Raw genomic sequence first — 17,697 nt, 5'->3', positions numbered from 1 at the left:
TAAGAGTAATATCAATATAGAAAAAGGCGGTGAATTTATTTTCATCGCCTTTTTTATGCTTTACCTGATCATTTTTTCCCGCTCGTCATAAAGCCCGACTAACAAACTATTTCCTTTATTATCTACTCTGATCCCTCCGAACTTTGCTTGTTCATATTTTGTGGCATGCCCTTCTTGAAAAAAGAAGGATTCGGCACCAATATTTAAACTATGTCTATTAGACATAGTGTATTTGATTAAGAGTTCGTCTTTCTTTAACGGTGTCGTATTGTTTTGCAAGCGAACCCCACTTGCTATACCTTTAGTATTTAATTTGACAACAACGTATCCACGTGGAGGCACTTCAGAAGGCGTTATACTGTCTGCTATACTATATCTTAAGCGCATGTAATCGCCTTGCATAAGTGATCTCGGATCGACAGGTGCTAACTCTAAAAGAATCAGTTTACCCTCTTTTAGAATTTTTTCCTTCTGCAGGATCGTAAAAGCGAAATAAGCAATGATGGCCAATAAGTTCACTGCAATGATCCAGTTTTTATATTTTTTCATTGTTGATTTTGTTTGAATTTATAACAAAGTAAATGGCTAAAAATAACAGTCCGGAAATAACTAAAATCAATGACTTTACCAATAATGAAAAGGTTAGATTATAGTAAAAATGCCATAAGGAAAGGAGTAGGGAAATAAGACCAATTGATAGACCCATCCTATATTGATAATTAAAACAAGTTAAGATGAGTAGTATTGAACATGCGATACCAGGATTAATAACTGTTGAACCTAGCATCAGTATGAGAAGTGCATATGTAGGAAAAAGTACTTTGGATGTTGTGATCTCAAATTTACTTGTGATTTTATAAACCACCCATAAAATTGCAAATGCATATAGTACCGATAATATATATAATGCGAATGAGTTGTTATTTACTTGCTCATTGTAAGTCTCATAATGGGATAGTATAATGAATGCTGTCGTGGCTACTGTTGCAAGAATAAGCCCTAAGCGCAATGGATTATAGATTGTACTGATTAAATTTCGTTTGGATAGTACAGCTGCTTCATGTGATAAAAAATAGATCAATGCAATTATGAGAATAGCATTGATCAGTGTAATGAATAATATATTTTGATAATTGTGATTGATTAAAGCTATTATGGAATAAATAATGCCAAGTATATTTAACAGGGATAACAGGTGGCGTTGTACAATTAATAGTGTACATAAGCTGATGATAAAACAGAGTATAAATATGTAATTTAAATCATGGATATCGAAACCATATATGAGCATCCATCCTCCCGCAATATAAAATGCAATACTTGCGGTATCAATGATAATGGCATTATATTTTTTAATGCAATAAAGAGAAAGAACAAGAAAGATGGATCCACAAATGATTAAATTCAACTTGTCGTTTAAGATGTTTAGTAAAAATAAGGCTCCTAAAAAACTTAAAACACTTAATATAACTCCAAGTATGGATAGTATTTTTATAGTCAGATTTGATCTGTTTTCCTCCAAATGTTGATACGCCGTTAGTGTATCATTTATATTGATCTGAAAACTGGGCTCGTTGCCTTTCCTCAATAGTTCTATTTTGTTTAGTATTTCTTGTTTATTTTTCATTGGTCCATTTTCTTTGAAGATTTAACAATAATTTAATAATGGCTGTCACCATTATTATTACAAAAAGACTGATGATGATCAAGACAAATTCATCTTCAAAGATTCTAATAAGCAGACAATTAGTGATAATTAAAATACTGAAAGCTATGGTTCCAATGAAAAATGTACTTTTTGTCTGTAAGGCATAATAGATGTAGTAAGAGTAGCATGCTAGCGTACCAAAAATTAATAATAATCCGGTTAGGAGTCTTGAGTCAAATATGAGGTAACACAAACCGATTGTTGCAATTGAGGTTACAATAAGAGTAAACGTATTTCTAAACCATAGTGGTATCTGTATTTTCCGATAATGATTTAGAGATAATAAGGCCGTTAACGCACTACCGTTGATAAAGAATAGTAGCGTGGACATACTAACGGGGTCAAAACTATTTAGAACTTGATCGTTGAAAAGGAAAATGGTTGTGTTAATAAGAATTATATGGAGAAGGAAAAGTGGATAAAATCGTGTTGCGATTACCCAAATCGTGATAAATATCGTCCAGGCAAGAAAAAAGTCATAGGCATTAGCTCCTGTTTGGTATATCTGTCCAAATACCGCAAATAATACACCGACTAACATGGAAGCAGCGGTCAATAATGTATTTCTATATACTTCATTTATTTTTAATATAAGTGCACAAAGTACAGTTGCAACCAATAGAAGAAGTATAATTCCGATTTTAATGAATTTGTTTAAATCTGCCCAATTGAATGCAAAGAAAAATATAATACCAGATACAACAAATCCAATTCCTAATACAAGTAAGAATAAATCTAAGAATCGCTTCCAGTCTTTGGTATTTACATAGACATTTTCTTCTAAAAGATTTTCTATCTGCTCTCTTGAAAGATTACTATGCATACTTGCAATCGATATGTCTTCACGATTTAGTTTTTCCATTACTAAATCTAACGAAAAATTGTGGTAATTTTCTGTAATAGAATGGATCTGAAAAAGATTGAAGGTGAGAGAGGCTTCGGAATCTGATACTCTATATGATGTTTTCCACATGAGTTATTAACACAATGTTAATAACTCATGTGGAAAACACAGTTTTAATTCGGAGGGCTAGCAGTAAATTTTAATTTTTTAAAAAAAATTACGGTGTGTTTTCTACCAACGGATGAGGGCTGATCCCCATGTAAATCCTGCGCCAAAAGCAGCTAAACAAATAAGATCTCCTTCTTTAATTTTTCCAGCTTCCCATGCTTCACACAATGCAATTGGAACTGATGCCGCGGTTGTATTTCCATATTTTTGAATGTTATTAAATACTTGATCGTCATTTAGCTTCAATGTCTTCTGGATGAATTGCGAAATTCTAAGATTTGCTTGGTGGGGTACTAAGAGGGTAATATCTTGTGTTGTTAAATTATTTTTGGCTAATGCTTCTCCTATTACTTCTGGAAATTTTACCACTGCTTTTTTAAATACAGCCTGACCGTCCATGACTGGAAATGCTGTTCCATCTTCTAGCATTTCTGCTGTCATTAACATTCCGCCAAGCTCTTGTTCAGGCCATTTTGGTTTTTCATCTAACCATATGCCACCAGATGCACCAGGGTAATACATCGCTAACTTTTCAGCATCCGCACCGTCAGAATGTAAATGTGTACTTAGAATACCTTTATCTGCTTCAGTTGTAGGTTGAAGAACAACTGCTCCGGCGCCATCTCCAAAGATAACGGAGACACTTCTTCCGCGTGTTGAGTAATCTAGGGCAAAAGAATGTTTTTCAGAGCCAACGACAAGAATATTTTTATACATCCCCGTTTTGATAAATTGGTCAGCGACAGATAATGCATAAATAAAACCTGAACATTGGTTTCTGATATCTAAAGCACCTACTTCTTTCATACCCATTTCCCGCTGTAGAAGTACTCCACAACCAGGGAAATAGTAATCAGGCGAAAGCGTTGCAAAAATAATAAAATCAATTTCTTCAGCTGTTGTATTAGCGCGTTCAATCGCTATTTTTGATGCTTCAACAGCCATAGTGGTAGTTGTTTCACCAATTCTATCCGCATAACGACGTTCTTTAATACCTGTTCTTTCCTGAATCCATTCATCGCTTGTATCCATGAAACGGGTTAAGTCTTGATTGGTGTAAACATTTTTTGGTACGTAGTATCCTATACCTGCAATTTTGGATTGAAACATATGATTGTATTTATGTTAAGTTCAAATTAAGTAAAATTACGTAATTTTTGAAAATTAAAGTACTTTTGTAGTATGAGTACAGAAACTGCACAAGAAACCTATTCCTTATCCGAAATTTTAGCTTCAGTTAAAGATTCCAACCGACTGATTTTGTGGAATGACGATATCAATACTTTTGACCATGTTATTTTTTGTATGATGCATCATTTGCAATATTCGGAACCTGAGTCTGAAAGAATTGCTTTTAAAGTGCATAATGATGGTAAATGTGCAGTCTTGGAGGGATCTTTGACGGAGATGGAGGTCTATAGAAAAATTCTAAAAGCAGAAGGTCTTACTGTATCTGTCGAGTAGATTTTTTTTTCCGATATAGGTCATTTTATTGAGTAATAAAGTGGTTACGAGTCGTTTTAGTTCAACAAAAAAATACATTTTTGTAGTATTACAGCTTATAACTTTATTATGTTCTCTAAAAATCAGACCCATTTCTTTACTTTTCTTATTGCGTTTTTATTCTTTCCGATAATTGCTTTCGCTCAATCTGGTAAAATATCTGCTACTCTTATTGATGAAAAAACCGGATCTCCAGTCAATTTTGCTAGTGCATCATTACTGACGGGTAGTGCTCAAGCTTATTTAAAGGGTGCCCAATCTGATGAGAATGGCGTAGTCATTTTTCAAGATGTTCCAAATGGTACTTTTACGTTACGTGTTACTTATGTTGGCTATTCCGACTTCGTGAAAACAAATATTGTCGTATCAAATTCTTCCAATCTTAATCTCGGTAAATTAGTTTTAAAACCTTCTGGTGAATTGCTTAGTGAAGTTGTAATTGAAGGAAGAGCACCGGCGATGCAGATTGGAATCGATCGTAAGATTTTTAATGTAGGAGAAAGTTTGGTGAGTGCAGGTGGTACAGCCACCGATTTATTAGCAAATGTACCAACTTTACAAGTCGATCAGGATGGGACGGTTAGTTTAAGAGGATCTAATGTTAAGATTTTGATTGATGGTAAAGAATCTGCAATGGCAGGTAATGATGTGACGGCCTTATTACAGAGTTTACCAGCTAATTCAATTGATAAAGTTGAAATTATAACCAATCCTTCTTCCAAATATGACGCTGAGGGGCAGACTGGAATTGTGAACATTGTTCTGAAAAAAAATATCCGTACGGGATTGAATGGTGCTGTTAATACATCCGCAGGTTCTTATGATAACTATATGGCTGGATTGACGCTTAATTACAGAGATAAGAAGTTCAACTATTTTGGTAGTTATAATTTTAATCGCCGTAATATGGTTGGGAGCGGGAAGGTTGATAACACTTTTTTAGATAATAACAGCCGTATCTATAATGAATCTGAGTCTTCCCGTAAAGGAAACGGACATAATATTAAGGCAGGAGTTGATTATAATATAACGGATCGTACTACTTTGGGGCTTTCTGGTAATATGAGTATCCGTAATAGTGATCGTTCTGAAGATTTGAATTACCAATATTCTAATCATCCTAAACTTTCGGGGACTAGTAATCGTAATTCACGTCAATTTGAAGATGACTTTGCTTATGATTTAAATTTTGATTTTAGACATCAATTTAAGCGATCTGGAGAAGAGCTGACTGCGAATGCAAGTTATGGAAATGATAAGGAAGATGGAACAAATGATTTCGTACAGAAGTTTAGTGATCCAAATCTCGGAAGTGGTCGTAAAAATGTGACTTCTGAAAACGGAAAGGTGATTAATCTACAAGCTGATTATGTATTGCCATTTTCTGAGACGAGTAAGTTTGAAGCTGGATACCGGACGCAGATTAGAAAATCTTTTGATACACAATTTTCAGATACATTAGTTGTAAGCAACGGGGATTATTTGCCAGATTATAACATCAGTAATGATTTTGACTTTACGAGTTCGGTTCATGCTCTATATGTTAATTATCAAAATAAATTAAGTAAAAAAATTGGCTATCAATTGGGGTTACGTGGCGAGCAATTTGAATTAAAATCAACTTACTTTTCAAAAGATCCCGAAGCGCCATTAGAAACTCCTGCAAATCAAAATTTCTTTCGTCTATATCCCACTGTATTCTTAACGTATGATTTAGATGATAGTGGTGATAAGTTACAGTTGAGTTATTCCCGAAGAGTGCAACGTGCTCGCGGATGGCAAATCAATCCATTTCCAGATGTGACTGATGATATGAACCGACGTCAGGGTAACCCAAATCTAAAACCAGAAGATGTGCATGCTTTTGAGTTGAGTTATGCGAAAACTTATGGTAAAGTAAATTTGGTCAGTTCAGCATATTTTAACCATACCAGTGAAGTAATCCAACCTTATGTCTTCTTTGTCGATACAACGAATAGCGTAACTTATAGTAAATGGGAGAATTTAACAAGCCGTAGTTTATCTGGTTTAGAATTTATTGCTAAGGTAAATGCAACAAAAGATTTTGATTTTACATTCAATCTGAACTTGATTAATATCAATTTTAAAGCGAATGAAGCTTATCAACTTAAAAGCTCAAATGGATTTGCATATAATTCTAATTTAACCATGAACTATAGGATGACACCAACATTTTCTGCACAGGTTAGGGGTGAATATAATTCTTCTCGTGTAATGGCTCAAGGAAAGATGAATGCGATGAAAGGTATAGATGTAGCTTTGAAAAAAGATGTCTTTAATAAGAAAGCTTCTGTTATGTTGAATGTACGTGACGTATTCAATTCTAGAAAAATGGAAGGGTATACGGAAACGCCTCAGTTGATTTCTAATTTTGAAAGACGCTGGATGAAAAGAATGGTTACTTTGTCAGTTTCGTATCGATTCGGAGGTCAGGATTTAACAAAGTCTAAGAAAAGGGAGACTAATACAAATGAAATATCCGGAGAAGAATATTAAGATATATTCTTGATTCCGATGATTTTTTTTTAAATTTAATCCATATAAATACTAGATATGAAATTAAGAACAATCGTTTTAGCAGCTACTATGCTCGCGGGTACTGCAAGTGTTGGTACTGCTGTCGCTCAACAGAAGAAAGAAGTCCCTGCATATAAGGTTTTGGATCTACCTAAGGTAGATTTGAAAAATTTTAAAAAAAATAAACAAGGTGCATATGTCATTTTTGATGGTACTTCTTTAACAGGATGGCGTGGTTATGATAAAGCTGTATTGCCTAAAAAATGGATCATTGATGGTGGTGCTATAAAATTTGACAGCAAGGCAAATGTTGGAAATAATGAAGGTGGAGATTTAATTTTTGCTCATGATTTCAAAAACTTTGAATTGGAACTGGAATGGAAAGTGGCAAAAGGAGCGAACTCTGGTATTTTCTTTTTAGCAAAGGAAATTGAAGGACAACCAATTTATATTTCCAGTCCAGAATGTCAAGTGTTGGATAATGAAAATCATCCTGACGCGAAGATGGGGGTTGATGGAAATCGTAAATCAACGTCGTTATATGATATGATCCCTGCGAAGCCTCAAAATGCTAAGCCTTATGGTGAATGGAATAAAGTGAAAATCGTTGTTAATAAGGGTAAAGTTGAACAGTGGCAGAATGACGTCAAAGTTGTTGAATATACACTATGGGATCAATCATGGATTGATCTATTACAAAAAAGTAAATTTAGTGAAGAAAAATGGCCTTTAGCTTACGAATTATTGAAGAATGTCGGTGGCAAAACTAAATCAGGCGTTATCGGATTTCAGGATCATGGTGATGACGTATGGTTCAAAAATATTACTGTAAAAAAATTGTAATTACCATAAAGCATAAAAAAAGCGAGCTTGAAAATCAAGCTCGCTTTTTTTATGCTTTATGATTCTGTTATTTCCTTCCTATATTTTATAGAATGGACTGTAATTCTTTTAAATTACTGATCATATGTATTACATCTTCTGGTTTTTCACCTTGATTAGGATTAAAGAATATGGCATCCATACCTACATTCATTGCTCCTCGAACATCTGCATCAATATTATCACCGATCATGATGGAATTGTCAATTTTTGCATCGGCTTTATCTAGTGCGAAATTGAATATTCTGGGATCAGGTTTGTTGACCCCAACCACTTCGGAAATGAAGATATTTTTAAAATATTTATTGAGATCACTTTTATCAAGCTTTACTTCGCAAGCTTCTTTGAATCCATTTGAAATTAAATGTAAGTTGTAATTTTTATACAGATATTGAAGCGTTTCATGTGCATGTGGGAATAAATTGGTTTTCTGTGGGCACATGCGTAAATACTCTATTTCAAAACTAGTGGGAAATAGGGAAGGATCTACACCAAGTTGTGTAAATGTGTCTGCAAAGCGGGCACGGCGTAATTCCGTTTTATCAATTTTACCATGATGATACAGATTCCATACGCGATGATTATTGACCGTATAGGTTTGGATAAATTGGGCAGAGCTTTCTTGCTGAAATAGCTGATCAAATTTGTAATGATAAAATAGTTCGTCCAATGTCTCTTCTGCATTTTTATCAAAATCCCAAATGGTATGATCTAAATCGAAGAATATATCTTTTTTGTCTTGTTGAAACATAGTACAAATATAGCGTAATATGGACTAATGAAAGAAATAGGGGCTGTTCGATTTTCCTCTTAGTGTCATAAAGTCCAACACATTTTTTTATACCTCTGTTTATCGTTATTTTTGTTCTGTTGCAATATATCGTATGAAAAAAGCACTTGTTTTATTTTATTTTCTTGTTTTTTATGCCACTTCCCAATTGATCTGGTGGGGTGTTATGCTTGCTCGGTTTCAACCACAAAGGAAATCGATGATTATTGGTGAAGGTATATTTTTTTTACTGATCTTTCTATGGGGCGCTTTACGTTTAAAAAAGCTTTTTGTTCGTGAACAAAAATTACAACAACAGCAACAAAACTTTTTATTGGCCATAACTCATGAATTAAAATCTCCGCTAGCTTCGGTCAAATTATACATTCAAACAATTTTGAAAAGAGATTTGGATAAGGAACAGCAACAAGTTTTTTTAAGGAATTCTTTGAAGGATATTGAGCGACTGGATGATTTGGTGGAAAATGTATTAATCACCACTAAGCTTGAAAGCCGCAATTATAATCTTCCGAAGGAAAAGTTTAATCTCACCGAATTAGTAGAACAAATTGTGGACCGCCTGCAAAAGAATGCTTGTAGAACACAAGTTTTGAAACCTAATTTGGATTCGGATGTTATGATCTACGCTGATAAGTTTGCAATAAGTAATGTCGTGACTAATTTGATCGAGAATGCAATAAAATACTCTCCACCATGTGCAAATGTTGTGGTTAAATTAACAAATGAAGAGCATGGAATAATTTTTTCTGTTGCTGATCATGGAATTGGTATCAGTGATGTGGAGAAAAAACTTATCTTTAATAAATTTTATCGTGTGGGAAGTGAAGCGACACGTAAAACTAAAGGTACCGGTTTGGGGTTGTATATAGTGAAGACGGTCTTGCAAAAGCATAACGCGTCTATTAAGGTAAAAGATAACACTCCTTCGGGGAGTATTTTTGAAGTAACATTTGATAAAAATGCAAAGTAAACAACGCATACTGCTCGTAGAAGATGAAGAACACTTGTTAGAGGCTATCAAGTTAAATTTGGAGTTAGAAGGTTACCGTGTAACAACAGCTACAGACGGTAAAAAGGCTTTGAAAATATTCAAGGAAGAACGTTTTAATTTGATCATTCTGGATGTCATGATTCCTGAGATTGATGGATTCCAGGTTGCCGAAACTATTCGACTACAAAATACGGAAGTTCCTATTATGTTTTTAACTGCTAAAAACAGTAGTGAAGATCGTATCACTGGTCTTAAAAAAGGTGCAGATGATTATTTAATCAAACCTTTCAATTTGGAAGAACTTATCCTTAGGGTAGGTAATTTGGTGCGAAGAAGTTTAAAACCTGATGATCTGAAAGAATTAAACTCTTATCAAATTGGTGATAAAACAATTTATTTTAATTCATATGAATTGCATCATGCAGATGGTACTATTACTTCTTTAACAAAGAAAGAAACCATGTTGTTGAAGCTATTGATTGAACGCCGAAATGAAGCTGTTTCTCGCGAACAAATATTGGAAACAGTATGGAATTATGATGTTTATCCTTCCACTCGTACGATTGATAATTTCATCTTGACTTTCCGTAAATATTTTGAACCTGATCAAAAACACCCCATTTATTTCCATTCTATTCGTGGTGTTGGATATAAATTCACGGATAATAATGCATAACGTTTTATGATGACATTTAAGGCTCGTGTAGCTGTTATTATCATTGCATTATTGTTAATTGGATATGGCGTTTATGCTGGACATTATCAAACTTCGATCCTGATTGCAGGTGGTGTTTGTTATCTGGTGTGGAGTCATTTACGCGAGAGCTCAGTAGCTATGGCTAGTGATTCATTTCATAAGCAGGACTATGCTAAGGCAAAAGTTTTACTGGCTGAAGTGAAAAATCCTGATCGCTTGAGGAAAGGACGTCGTAATATTTATGAATATATGATGGGTACTATTTCACTTCATGAGGATCGCATTGATGAAGCTGAATACCATTTCCAATTAGCATCAAGATTACCGTGGAAAAAAGATAATGAAAAAGGGATGGTCTTAATCAATTTATCGAATATCAGTTTAAGAAAAGAAGAGTATGAACGTGCTCAAGCTTATATTGATGTGGCGAAGAAATTGAATTTAACAGAACGTCAAGCCAGTATAATTGGCAAAATACAAAACGAAATTTCAAAACATATATAGTGATTACTACTTTACAAAACGATTTATTGATTAGAGCTGCACTTTCGCAGCAAACTGAACGCCCGCCTGTATGGATGATGCGTCAAGCTGGAAGATTTATGCCTGAGTACTGGGCAATAAAAAATAAATATTCCTTTTTGGAAATGTGCAAAACTCCGGAGATTGCTGCAGATGTTACCATGTTGCCAGTTGATTTACTAGGTATAGATGCCGCAATTTTGTTTTCTGACATTTTGGTTACAGCAGAAGCAATGGGTGGAGATTTAAGTTTTGAACAAGGAGTAGGTCCGCGTTTCGCTAATCCAGTGCGTTCTTTTGCTGATGCTGATAAATTAGCTACAGATTGTTTACCTAAATTGGAATATGTAGCTGATGCTATTAAAGTAATTCAACAGCGTTTGAATGGTAGTATTCCTCTAATTGGTTTTGCAGGTGCACCATTTACAATTTTAAGTTATTTAGTTGAAGGGGCTTCTTCAAAAGATTTTAAGTTGACCAAATTGATGTTGAATAATGAACCAAAATTGGCTCACACTATTCTTCAAAAGATAGCTGATGTAACCGTCGAGTATTTAAACATGCAAATTGCTGCTGGTGTTAATGCTGTTCAGTTATTTGATAGCTGGGCTTTAGCTTTATCTTGGAATGATTATAAAGAGTTTGCTCATTATTATAATAATCAAATCATCTCTCGTTTGAATCGAAAAGATGTTCCCGTAATTTCTTTCTGTAAAGGATCTTCTGTGTTTGCCCCAATAATGGCAGAAGCAAAACCGGATGTGATATCTGTCGATTGGAATGCAGATTTAAAAAATATCAAACAATCGTTACCTGCGGGAATTGCTGTTCAAGGTAATTTGGATCCATTTGTATTGTATGCTGATAAAAAAGTAATCAAAGATAAGATCCTTCAATTATTTGAACGTATGCGTGGTGAAAATGGATTTATTTTCAACTTAGGTCATGGTATTATGCCTGATATCCCTTTTGATAATGTGAAATACGCAATTGAAGTTGTTAAAGAATTTAAATATTAACAAGTATCAGTTTAACAAACAAAACAAGGAACAAATATTTGTTCCTTGTTTTGTTTGTAGTAAATAAGTTCTTCTCAATAACTCAATATTCAATTATCTTTGTATTCATACTTTTAGGATTATGATTTATCTTTACGCTAAAGCGATACATATCATATTTGTCATTTGTTGGATGGCGGGATTATTTTATATGCCCCGACTATTCATCTATCATACAGAGGCAAAAGATCAATCTAAAGAGGCATATACCGTTTTACATAAGCAGTTTTCAATCATGGAGAATCGATTGTGGTGGGTAATAACTACTCCTGCTATGTATATTACAGTTTTCTCGGCTTTAGTAATGCTGTATGTTAATCCATCATTATTACAAATGGGGTGGATGCATGTCAAGTTGCTATTTGTGGCAGCTATGATTGCTTACCATTTTATCAGTCAACGAATGATGTTTAATCTTAGAGATGAAAAATCAACGCTTAGTTCCTCAAAACTTAGAATGTGGAATGAAGTATCTACTGTACTGTTGTTTTCCATTGTTTTTACCGTTGTTTTAAAATCTGCATTGAACTGGATCTATGGCGTTGTCGGTCTGCTATCACTGGCGATTGTATTAATGATATTGATCAAAGCTTATAAAAAATATAGAACTTCAAGAGAAGGCAAATAATGATTTTTTAATTTCTAAAAAATCGGGATCATTCCAAACTAATTATTACTATTAAATTCGGTTATTTAGACTAGCAGATGTTGATCTGATCTTTACTGGATAACTATTGAGAATAAATAATAGTGTACATTTGCAGTAAATAAAACATTTTATGTCATTTGAGTCTTTAGGTTTATCACACAATATTATCAGTTCTGTCAAGCAATTAGGTTATCTGAAACCTTTTCCTATTCAAGAACAAGCTATTCCAGTTATCTTATCGGGCAAAGATCTGATGGGTATTGCGCAAACAGGCTCTGGGAAAACTGCATGTTTTGTGATGCCTATATTAGAGAAGTTACAAATTGAGGTTGTTAAAAGAGATCGGAATATTGAAGTACTGGTACTTGTTCCTACCCGAGAATTAGCCATTCAGATTGATGAAGTTTTTAGAGCCTTTACGGGTAATCTAAAGCGAGAGATAAAAACTATGGCGGTATATGGTGGTGTATCTATTAATCCACAAATGAAAGGTATGCTTGGGGTAGAAGTTTTAACAGCAACTTCAGGTCGCTTATTGGATTTAATTAAGAACAAGGCGCTGAGCATTAGTCATATTCAACATTTAGTTATTGATGAGGCTGATAAGTTATTTCAAATGGGTTTTGAGGATGAGCTCAGGGAACTTTTGGCTTTAATGCCTAAGAAGAAACAAATTACCTTGTTTTCTGCGACATTAAATGATAAAATAACTGAAATAAATAATCTTCTTTCAATTAAGCCTGTTGTTGTAGAGATTGAAAGTGAAGAAGCCAATATTGATCAGATCGAACAGATCGCTTACCATGTAACTCCTGAGACTAAAGGTCCATTTTTGCGTTATCTTATCAAAGAGCAAAAGATGAACCAAGTACTTGTATTTGTATCTTCTACACGTACGGCAGATAAATTGGTGGAAAAATTATTGAAAAATAAAATTAGAGCAATTTCTATCCACGGTCAGAAATCGCAAAGTAATAGAAAGGATCACCTCGATTATTTTAAAAAAGGAGATGCACAGGTTTTGGTAGCTACAGATCTGATCGGCCGTGGTATTCATATCGATTCTCTGCCAGTCGTTATTAATTTTGAATTACCTCGTTCTCCGTTAGATTATGTTCATCGTATAGGAAGAACTGGTCGTGCAAATAATTTAGGAACTGCTATTACCTTATTAACAGATGAGGAGTTGCATCATTTTTCTGTTATTCAGAAGAAAATGGGCAAAAAGGTCGATATTAAACGAACAGATGAAGTAAATCTGCACGGTTATTAATATAATTTTATTAGCCCGCTTTTTTAGCGGGCTATTTTGTTTAATGTAAAATTTCTGTGAAGACAAACTTGACACTATCATAGTTGATTGCAACGTCAGGCGAGTAACTGGGAATATCCAGAAATCTTACTATAGCTCCATTTCCTAATCGTAGTGTTTTTCCATCCTGCAGTAGTGCAAATGGTGTTCTTTTTTTTACTCCTCCACTATGTGGCATATAAAAATAGTCTCCAATTAATGTGTCTCCCTTTATATTTCCTCTAATTTCTCCTGAGTCTTTGCCGCTATTACCATATTGGATCGTATAGTGTCCGTAAAAATGGTTTTCATTTTTAGTAAGCTGAAGGTATGCTGTATCTCTTTTTGAAACTGCACGATAATGTTTAGCAGGAAAATTGACCGCACTAGGCTGGCAACTTAAAGTGAATAATATTGTTATTAAGTAACAATATGTTTTTATGGAGTGAAAAGTGCTCGGAAAAAAGGCTCGCATAGATTAAATCTGTTTTTTTTGATAATCAAGGTTACTTATAATTTATCGGAAATATAACATGAAACGGAATCTTGTATTTCTTCGATGAGTTCTTTATCCATGTATTTATATTCATCAGGTATTTCTAATATAACGATTTCTATATTATTACATTCATTTGGAAATTGCTGTATTATTTTCTCTTTGTGATGATTTTCCATGACAAATACGATATCTGCCCAGTTTAGATGTTTGGCATTCACTTTAATTCTTGCATTATTTTCTGTACCAGCAGATTTAACGCGAACAGTTTTATGTTTTTTATAAATTGTTTCTGCAGTTAAGCTTCTCCAGCGGTTGCGGCTGCAAATAAATAATATGTTAAGCATGATTATAGGTGAATTATATGGAAAGAGGAAGAAGATAGATTATAGATCAGCATGCTATTGATAATATTTTTTCTCATTTAAATCATAACGGTCTTAATCAGTGTTGGTTCTTCTTGTAAAAATACGCCATATTTTGGTCCAAAATCTTTGATATAGGGTTGGGCATTATGGGCATCAAGACCTGCTTGATCTTTCCAAATTTCATAAAATGTGAATACATTCGGGTCTTCTATGCCTTGATGTAAATTATACAGTTCGGCGGCTGGTTCAAGTCGTGTTAAACGAACCATTTCCTGCAGTGTCTTTTTTACTTGGTCGCGATATGCTTCTTTTGTTCTTAGTACAACAGTAAGGTAAATTTTCATTTATAATTATTTATGGATTAGATTTTATTAAGCTTGTTTTATTATATCCAATTGGATTTAGGGATATAACATTTTTTCTAAAGTATGATTTTTCAATGAAATTTCATTCATCAATGTTTTCAATACGATCAATAAGCTCTTAAAATTGGTCTTTATGAAGTCCTTACTTTATTATATCTGAGGAATTAATGTATTAAGATTTATTTCTACTTATAGATGAGATTAGTAATCATGCGATATTATTTGTCATGATTGTACCTGAATTGTTATCTAAATTTTAAATGTTGTTGTTGTATTTTTTTGAAATAATGTATAATATTACATTTAATCTTCCGATAGTCTTTATTACTATTTACAATGAATAAACATTATTTAATAAAGTTCAATAATGTTTTTACGGAAGATTTTTAGAAAAATAAATTATGAAGAAATTAAAATTTTTAGTAGCTGTCCTTTTGATGGCAGGATCTAGTCTTACTGGATTCGACAGTGTTGCTCAAACATTGAAAAAGAAAGATATTGGCTTGCAATTGTATTCTGTTCGAAGTTTGATTAAAAATGATGCAGATTACTTTCCTGTATTGAAAAAATTGTCGGCCATGGGATATACGGCAGTTGAAGCCGCAGGATTTAGCGACGGGAAATTTTATAATAACTCTCCACAGGATTTTAAGAGTAAAGTTGAGAAGGCGGGAATGAAAGTTGTTTCATCCCATGCCACTAGAAATCTTTCCAATGGAGAATTAGCTTCTGGAGATTTTTCAAAAGCATTGGAATGGTGGAGTAAAGCGATAGAGGCACATAAGGCGGCTGGTATGCAATATATTGTTACTCCATGGATGGAAGTTCCAAAAACAATTAAAGATCTAGACACGCAATGTAAATATCTAAATGAGGTTGGTAAATTATGTCGTCAAAATGGTCTTAAGTATGGCTATCACAATCATGCTCATGAGTTTCAGAAAGTGGAAGATAAAGTTATCATGTTGGACTATATGATTGAACATACAAATCCGCAAGATGTATTTTTTGAAATGGATGTTTATTGGACAGTTATTGGTAGATCTAGCCCTGTAGATTATTTTAATAAATATCCAGGAAGATTTACTGCTCTTCATATCAAAGATCGCCGTGAAATTGGTCAAAGTGGTATGGTTGGATTTGATGCAATCTTTAAGAATGCTAAAACTGCAGGAGTGAAGCATATATTTGTTGAACTTGAAGAGGTTTCTGTTGATTTGGAAAAAGGCTTGAAAGAAAGTATCGATTATCTTTTAGCCGCACCATATGTGCAAGCTAGCTACGCTAAATAGTATATCAGGTCTATTGAATTATAAAAAAGAAAAGCACGAGTCATTTTGACTCGTGCTTTTCTTTTTTAATTTATTTGCATGTTAATGTCCTTCTTATTATTCAGCGATGCAAAGATATTTTATTTCCATGTATTCATCCAATCCATGTTTGGATCCTTCTCTACCGACTCCTGATTCTTTAACTCCTCCAAATGGTGCCGCAGCATTTGAAATTAATCCGGTATTAATACCGACCATTCCTGCTTCTAATTGTTCGGCAACACGAAAACAGCGGCTGATGTTTTGACTGTAGAAGTATGAGGCTAGACCAAATGGTGTGTCATTGGCTAATTGAATAACGGACTCTTCTGTGGTGAATTTAAATAGAGCGCATATGGGGCCAAAGGTTTCTTCTTGTGCTATAAGTACATCATGAGGTAAATCTGTAAGTACTGTAGGTTCAAAGAAAAGTCCAGTTAAAGTGTTGCCTCCTGTTGTAATTTTTGCGCCATGCTTTAGGGCATCTGAAATGTGCTGTTTTACCTTTTCTAAACCTTTTTCATTAATTAGTGGGCCGACTTGTACGTCTTTATCCAATCCATTACCTACTTTCAATTCTTTCACTGCTGCTGTAAGTTTTTCAGCAAAAGCATGATATACTGTTTCCTGAATATAGAACCTATTAATGGATACACAGGTCTGGCCTGAATTACGAAACTTACCTGCAATTGCTCCTTTTACCGCGGCATCTATATCTGCATCATCAAAAACAATGAATGGCGCATTGCCCCCTAACTCCATAGATACTTTTTTGATATTAGAGGCGGCTTGAATTGTTAATGTTTTTCCTACTTCGGTTGAACCTGTAAATGAGAGTTTCCGTATGGTCGTGTTGGTCGCTAGTTCTTTGCCAAAACCAGAACTGTCTTTACTTGTTACCACATTAAATACACCTTTAGGAATACCTGCTTCTTCGGCTAATTTTGCCAATGCAATTGCTGAGAATGGGGTTTGTGAAGCGGGCTTTAAAATAATAGTACACCCTGCCGCTAGCGCCGGTGCTACTTTACGTGTTACCATCGCTAAAGGAAAATTCCAGGGTGTAATGGCAGCTACAACACCTATGCCTTGCTTTATCGTCATCATTCGATTTCCATTTTGAGCAATTGGTATTGTTTCTCCATAAGCACGTTTTCCTTCTTCGGCAAACCATTCGACAAAAGAATTACCATAGTCAACTTCAGTTAAGGATTCCTTTAACGGTTTTCCACTTTCTAGCGTTATAATTTCAGCTAGATCGACTTTATTTTTTAGGATTAATTCGTACCATTTTCTAACAAGGTTGCATCGGTCCACAGCAGCTGTTTTACGCCAGGTCACCCAAGCTTTTTCTGCTGCGGTTATTGCTTTTTTACATGAAGCGATTTCTAAATCTGGAACGGTGTCTATAAGATTTCCTGTGGCAGGATTGATAACATTGAATGTCTTTGTGTGGGAAATGAATTTTCCATTTATATATGCTTGATTAAGCAATAAGGGATTTTTCATAGCTTTTA

General features: G+C 34.2%; 19 protein-coding genes. 10 read left to right on the top strand and 9 right to left on the bottom strand.

What is annotated here, in order from left to right; genetic code table 11:
* Positions 1 to 60: 60 nt before the first annotated feature.
* The 4 genes from FHR29_RS21570 to FHR29_RS21555 all read right to left on the bottom strand — a co-directional run bounded on the left by FHR29_RS21570 (position 61) and on the right by FHR29_RS21555 (position 3,830).
* Positions 61 to 549 (bottom strand): GDYXXLXY domain-containing protein, encoded by a 489-nt coding sequence (locus tag FHR29_RS21570; RefSeq protein ID WP_132770994.1) that lies wholly within the window; start codon positions 547 to 549, stop codon positions 61 to 63.
* Complete coding sequence (locus FHR29_RS21565; RefSeq protein WP_183917178.1) at positions 536 to 1,627, bottom strand: DUF4401 domain-containing protein; 1,092 nt, start codon at positions 1,625 to 1,627, stop codon at positions 536 to 538. Before FHR29_RS21565 ends, FHR29_RS21570 begins: the two co-directional genes overlap by 14 nt.
* Positions 1,617 to 2,681, bottom strand: coding sequence for a DUF2157 domain-containing protein (locus tag FHR29_RS21560; protein WP_183917177.1), 1,065 nt, complete (start codon positions 2,679 to 2,681; stop codon positions 1,617 to 1,619). The genes FHR29_RS21565 and FHR29_RS21560 overlap by 11 nt, the downstream gene beginning before the upstream one ends.
* Positions 2,682 to 2,783: 102 nt before the next feature.
* On the bottom strand, positions 2,784 to 3,830 hold the full coding sequence (locus tag FHR29_RS21555) for a 3-oxoacyl-ACP synthase III family protein (protein WP_132770991.1): 1,047 nt from the start codon (positions 3,828 to 3,830) through the stop codon (positions 2,784 to 2,786).
* Positions 3,831 to 3,902: 72 nt separating this feature from the next.
* Between FHR29_RS21555 and FHR29_RS21550 the strand changes: the two genes are divergently transcribed.
* From FHR29_RS21550 to FHR29_RS21540, 3 genes are all read left to right on the top strand, one after another.
* Positions 3,903 to 4,184: an ATP-dependent Clp protease adaptor ClpS gene (locus FHR29_RS21550; RefSeq protein WP_132770990.1), complete on the top strand. Its 282-nt coding sequence runs from the start codon at positions 3,903 to 3,905 to the stop codon at positions 4,182 to 4,184.
* Between the two features lie 108 nt (positions 4,185 to 4,292).
* A complete protein-coding gene (locus tag FHR29_RS21545; protein WP_183917175.1) occupies positions 4,293 to 6,740 on the top strand; it encodes a TonB-dependent receptor domain-containing protein in 2,448 nt (815 codons plus the stop codon).
* A 57-nt stretch (positions 6,741 to 6,797) separates the two neighbouring features.
* Positions 6,798 to 7,604, top strand: coding sequence for a DUF1080 domain-containing protein (locus tag FHR29_RS21540; protein WP_132770988.1), 807 nt, complete (start codon positions 6,798 to 6,800; stop codon positions 7,602 to 7,604).
* Positions 7,605 to 7,689: 85 nt separating this feature from the next.
* Here FHR29_RS21540 and FHR29_RS21535 read toward each other — a convergent pair whose 3' ends face one another.
* Positions 7,690 to 8,394 carry a YjjG family noncanonical pyrimidine nucleotidase gene (locus FHR29_RS21535; protein WP_132770987.1) on the bottom strand — a complete coding sequence of 235 codons (705 nt, stop codon included), beginning with the start codon at positions 8,392 to 8,394 and terminating at the stop codon, positions 7,690 to 7,692.
* Between the two features lie 133 nt (positions 8,395 to 8,527).
* Between FHR29_RS21535 and FHR29_RS21530 the strand changes: the two genes are divergently transcribed.
* The 6 genes from FHR29_RS21530 (at position 8,528) to FHR29_RS21505 (ending at position 13,623) form a co-directional block, all read left to right on the top strand.
* The gene (locus FHR29_RS21530) at positions 8,528 to 9,403 is read left to right on the top strand and encodes a sensor histidine kinase KdpD (protein ID WP_132770986.1); all 876 of its coding nucleotides are present in this window, start codon (positions 8,528 to 8,530) and stop codon (positions 9,401 to 9,403) included.
* The gene (locus tag FHR29_RS21525; RefSeq protein WP_021189964.1) at positions 9,393 to 10,100 is read left to right on the top strand and encodes a response regulator transcription factor; all 708 of its coding nucleotides are present in this window, start codon (positions 9,393 to 9,395) and stop codon (positions 10,098 to 10,100) included. Before FHR29_RS21530 ends, FHR29_RS21525 begins: the two co-directional genes overlap by 11 nt.
* Before the next feature lie 6 nt (positions 10,101 to 10,106).
* The gene (locus FHR29_RS21520; protein ID WP_231577776.1) at positions 10,107 to 10,625 is read left to right on the top strand and encodes a hypothetical protein; all 519 of its coding nucleotides are present in this window, start codon (positions 10,107 to 10,109) and stop codon (positions 10,623 to 10,625) included.
* The gene (gene hemE, locus FHR29_RS21515; RefSeq protein ID WP_132843008.1) at positions 10,625 to 11,662 is read left to right on the top strand and encodes a uroporphyrinogen decarboxylase; all 1,038 of its coding nucleotides are present in this window, start codon (positions 10,625 to 10,627) and stop codon (positions 11,660 to 11,662) included. Before FHR29_RS21520 ends, hemE begins: the two co-directional genes overlap by 1 nt.
* Before the next feature lie 121 nt (positions 11,663 to 11,783).
* On the top strand, positions 11,784 to 12,329 hold the full coding sequence (locus FHR29_RS21510; protein ID WP_132770985.1) for a CopD family protein: 546 nt from the start codon (positions 11,784 to 11,786) through the stop codon (positions 12,327 to 12,329).
* A gap of 151 nt (positions 12,330 to 12,480) precedes the next feature.
* Positions 12,481 to 13,623, top strand: coding sequence for a DEAD/DEAH box helicase (locus FHR29_RS21505; RefSeq protein ID WP_183917173.1), 1,143 nt, complete (start codon positions 12,481 to 12,483; stop codon positions 13,621 to 13,623).
* 40 nt (positions 13,624 to 13,663) lie between these two features.
* On the opposite strand, the gene FHR29_RS21500 is transcribed toward FHR29_RS21505, so the two are convergent.
* The 3 genes from FHR29_RS21500 to FHR29_RS21490 form a co-directional block, all read right to left on the bottom strand.
* On the bottom strand, positions 13,664 to 14,116 hold the full coding sequence (locus tag FHR29_RS21500) for a hypothetical protein (protein ID WP_132843002.1): 453 nt from the start codon (positions 14,114 to 14,116) through the stop codon (positions 13,664 to 13,666).
* Positions 14,117 to 14,151: 35 nt separating this feature from the next.
* Positions 14,152 to 14,484 carry a low molecular weight protein tyrosine phosphatase family protein gene (locus FHR29_RS21495; protein ID WP_021192112.1) on the bottom strand — a complete coding sequence of 111 codons (333 nt, stop codon included), beginning with the start codon at positions 14,482 to 14,484 and terminating at the stop codon, positions 14,152 to 14,154.
* 77 nt (positions 14,485 to 14,561) lie between these two features.
* Positions 14,562 to 14,849 carry a putative quinol monooxygenase gene (locus tag FHR29_RS21490; protein ID WP_132843000.1) on the bottom strand — a complete coding sequence of 96 codons (288 nt, stop codon included), beginning with the start codon at positions 14,847 to 14,849 and terminating at the stop codon, positions 14,562 to 14,564.
* 422 nt (positions 14,850 to 15,271) lie between these two features.
* Between FHR29_RS21490 and FHR29_RS21485 the strand changes: the two genes are divergently transcribed.
* Positions 15,272 to 16,162, top strand: coding sequence for a sugar phosphate isomerase/epimerase (locus FHR29_RS21485; RefSeq protein WP_183917171.1), 891 nt, complete (start codon positions 15,272 to 15,274; stop codon positions 16,160 to 16,162).
* A gap of 96 nt (positions 16,163 to 16,258) precedes the next feature.
* Here the strand turns inward: FHR29_RS21485 and FHR29_RS21480 are convergent, their stop codons facing one another.
* On the bottom strand, positions 16,259 to 17,689 hold the full coding sequence (locus FHR29_RS21480; RefSeq protein WP_183917169.1) for an NAD-dependent succinate-semialdehyde dehydrogenase: 1,431 nt from the start codon (positions 17,687 to 17,689) through the stop codon (positions 16,259 to 16,261).
* Positions 17,690 to 17,697 lie beyond the last annotated feature (8 nt).

Source organism: Sphingobacterium sp. JUb56 (genome assembly GCF_014191365.1).
GTDB classification, from domain to species: domain Bacteria; phylum Bacteroidota; class Bacteroidia; order Sphingobacteriales; family Sphingobacteriaceae; genus Sphingobacterium; species Sphingobacterium anhuiense.
This window is presented reverse-complemented; position numbering and strand designations above follow the sequence as displayed.

Coding starts and splice junctions, on each gene's coding strand:
- FHR29_RS21510 (WP_132770985.1), top strand. CDS start 11,784: ATGATTTATCTTTACGCTAAAGCGATACATATCATATTTGTCATTTGT.
- FHR29_RS21560 (WP_183917177.1), bottom strand. CDS start 2,681: ATGTGGAAAACATCATATAGAGTATCAGATTCCGAAGCCTCTCTCACC.
- FHR29_RS21480 (WP_183917169.1), bottom strand. CDS start 17,689: ATGAAAAATCCCTTATTGCTTAATCAAGCATATATAAATGGAAAATTC.
- FHR29_RS21505 (WP_183917173.1), top strand. CDS start 12,481: ATGTCATTTGAGTCTTTAGGTTTATCACACAATATTATCAGTTCTGTC.
- FHR29_RS21530 (WP_132770986.1), top strand. CDS start 8,528: ATGAAAAAAGCACTTGTTTTATTTTATTTTCTTGTTTTTTATGCCACT.
- FHR29_RS21490 (WP_132843000.1), bottom strand. CDS start 14,849: ATGAAAATTTACCTTACTGTTGTACTAAGAACAAAAGAAGCATATCGC.
- FHR29_RS21535 (WP_132770987.1), bottom strand. CDS start 8,394: ATGTTTCAACAAGACAAAAAAGATATATTCTTCGATTTAGATCATACC.
- FHR29_RS21495 (WP_021192112.1), bottom strand. CDS start 14,484: ATGCTTAACATATTATTTATTTGCAGCCGCAACCGCTGGAGAAGCTTA.
- FHR29_RS21550 (WP_132770990.1), top strand. CDS start 3,903: ATGAGTACAGAAACTGCACAAGAAACCTATTCCTTATCCGAAATTTTA.
- FHR29_RS21555 (WP_132770991.1), bottom strand. CDS start 3,830: ATGTTTCAATCCAAAATTGCAGGTATAGGATACTACGTACCAAAAAAT.
- FHR29_RS21525 (WP_021189964.1), top strand. CDS start 9,393: ATGCAAAGTAAACAACGCATACTGCTCGTAGAAGATGAAGAACACTTG.
- FHR29_RS21520 (WP_231577776.1), top strand. CDS start 10,107: ATGATGACATTTAAGGCTCGTGTAGCTGTTATTATCATTGCATTATTG.
- FHR29_RS21570 (WP_132770994.1), bottom strand. CDS start 549: ATGAAAAAATATAAAAACTGGATCATTGCAGTGAACTTATTGGCCATC.
- FHR29_RS21500 (WP_132843002.1), bottom strand. CDS start 14,116: ATGCGAGCCTTTTTTCCGAGCACTTTTCACTCCATAAAAACATATTGT.
- FHR29_RS21485 (WP_183917171.1), top strand. CDS start 15,272: ATGAAGAAATTAAAATTTTTAGTAGCTGTCCTTTTGATGGCAGGATCT.
- FHR29_RS21565 (WP_183917178.1), bottom strand. CDS start 1,627: ATGAAAAATAAACAAGAAATACTAAACAAAATAGAACTATTGAGGAAA.
- FHR29_RS21545 (WP_183917175.1), top strand. CDS start 4,293: ATGTTCTCTAAAAATCAGACCCATTTCTTTACTTTTCTTATTGCGTTT.
- FHR29_RS21540 (WP_132770988.1), top strand. CDS start 6,798: ATGAAATTAAGAACAATCGTTTTAGCAGCTACTATGCTCGCGGGTACT.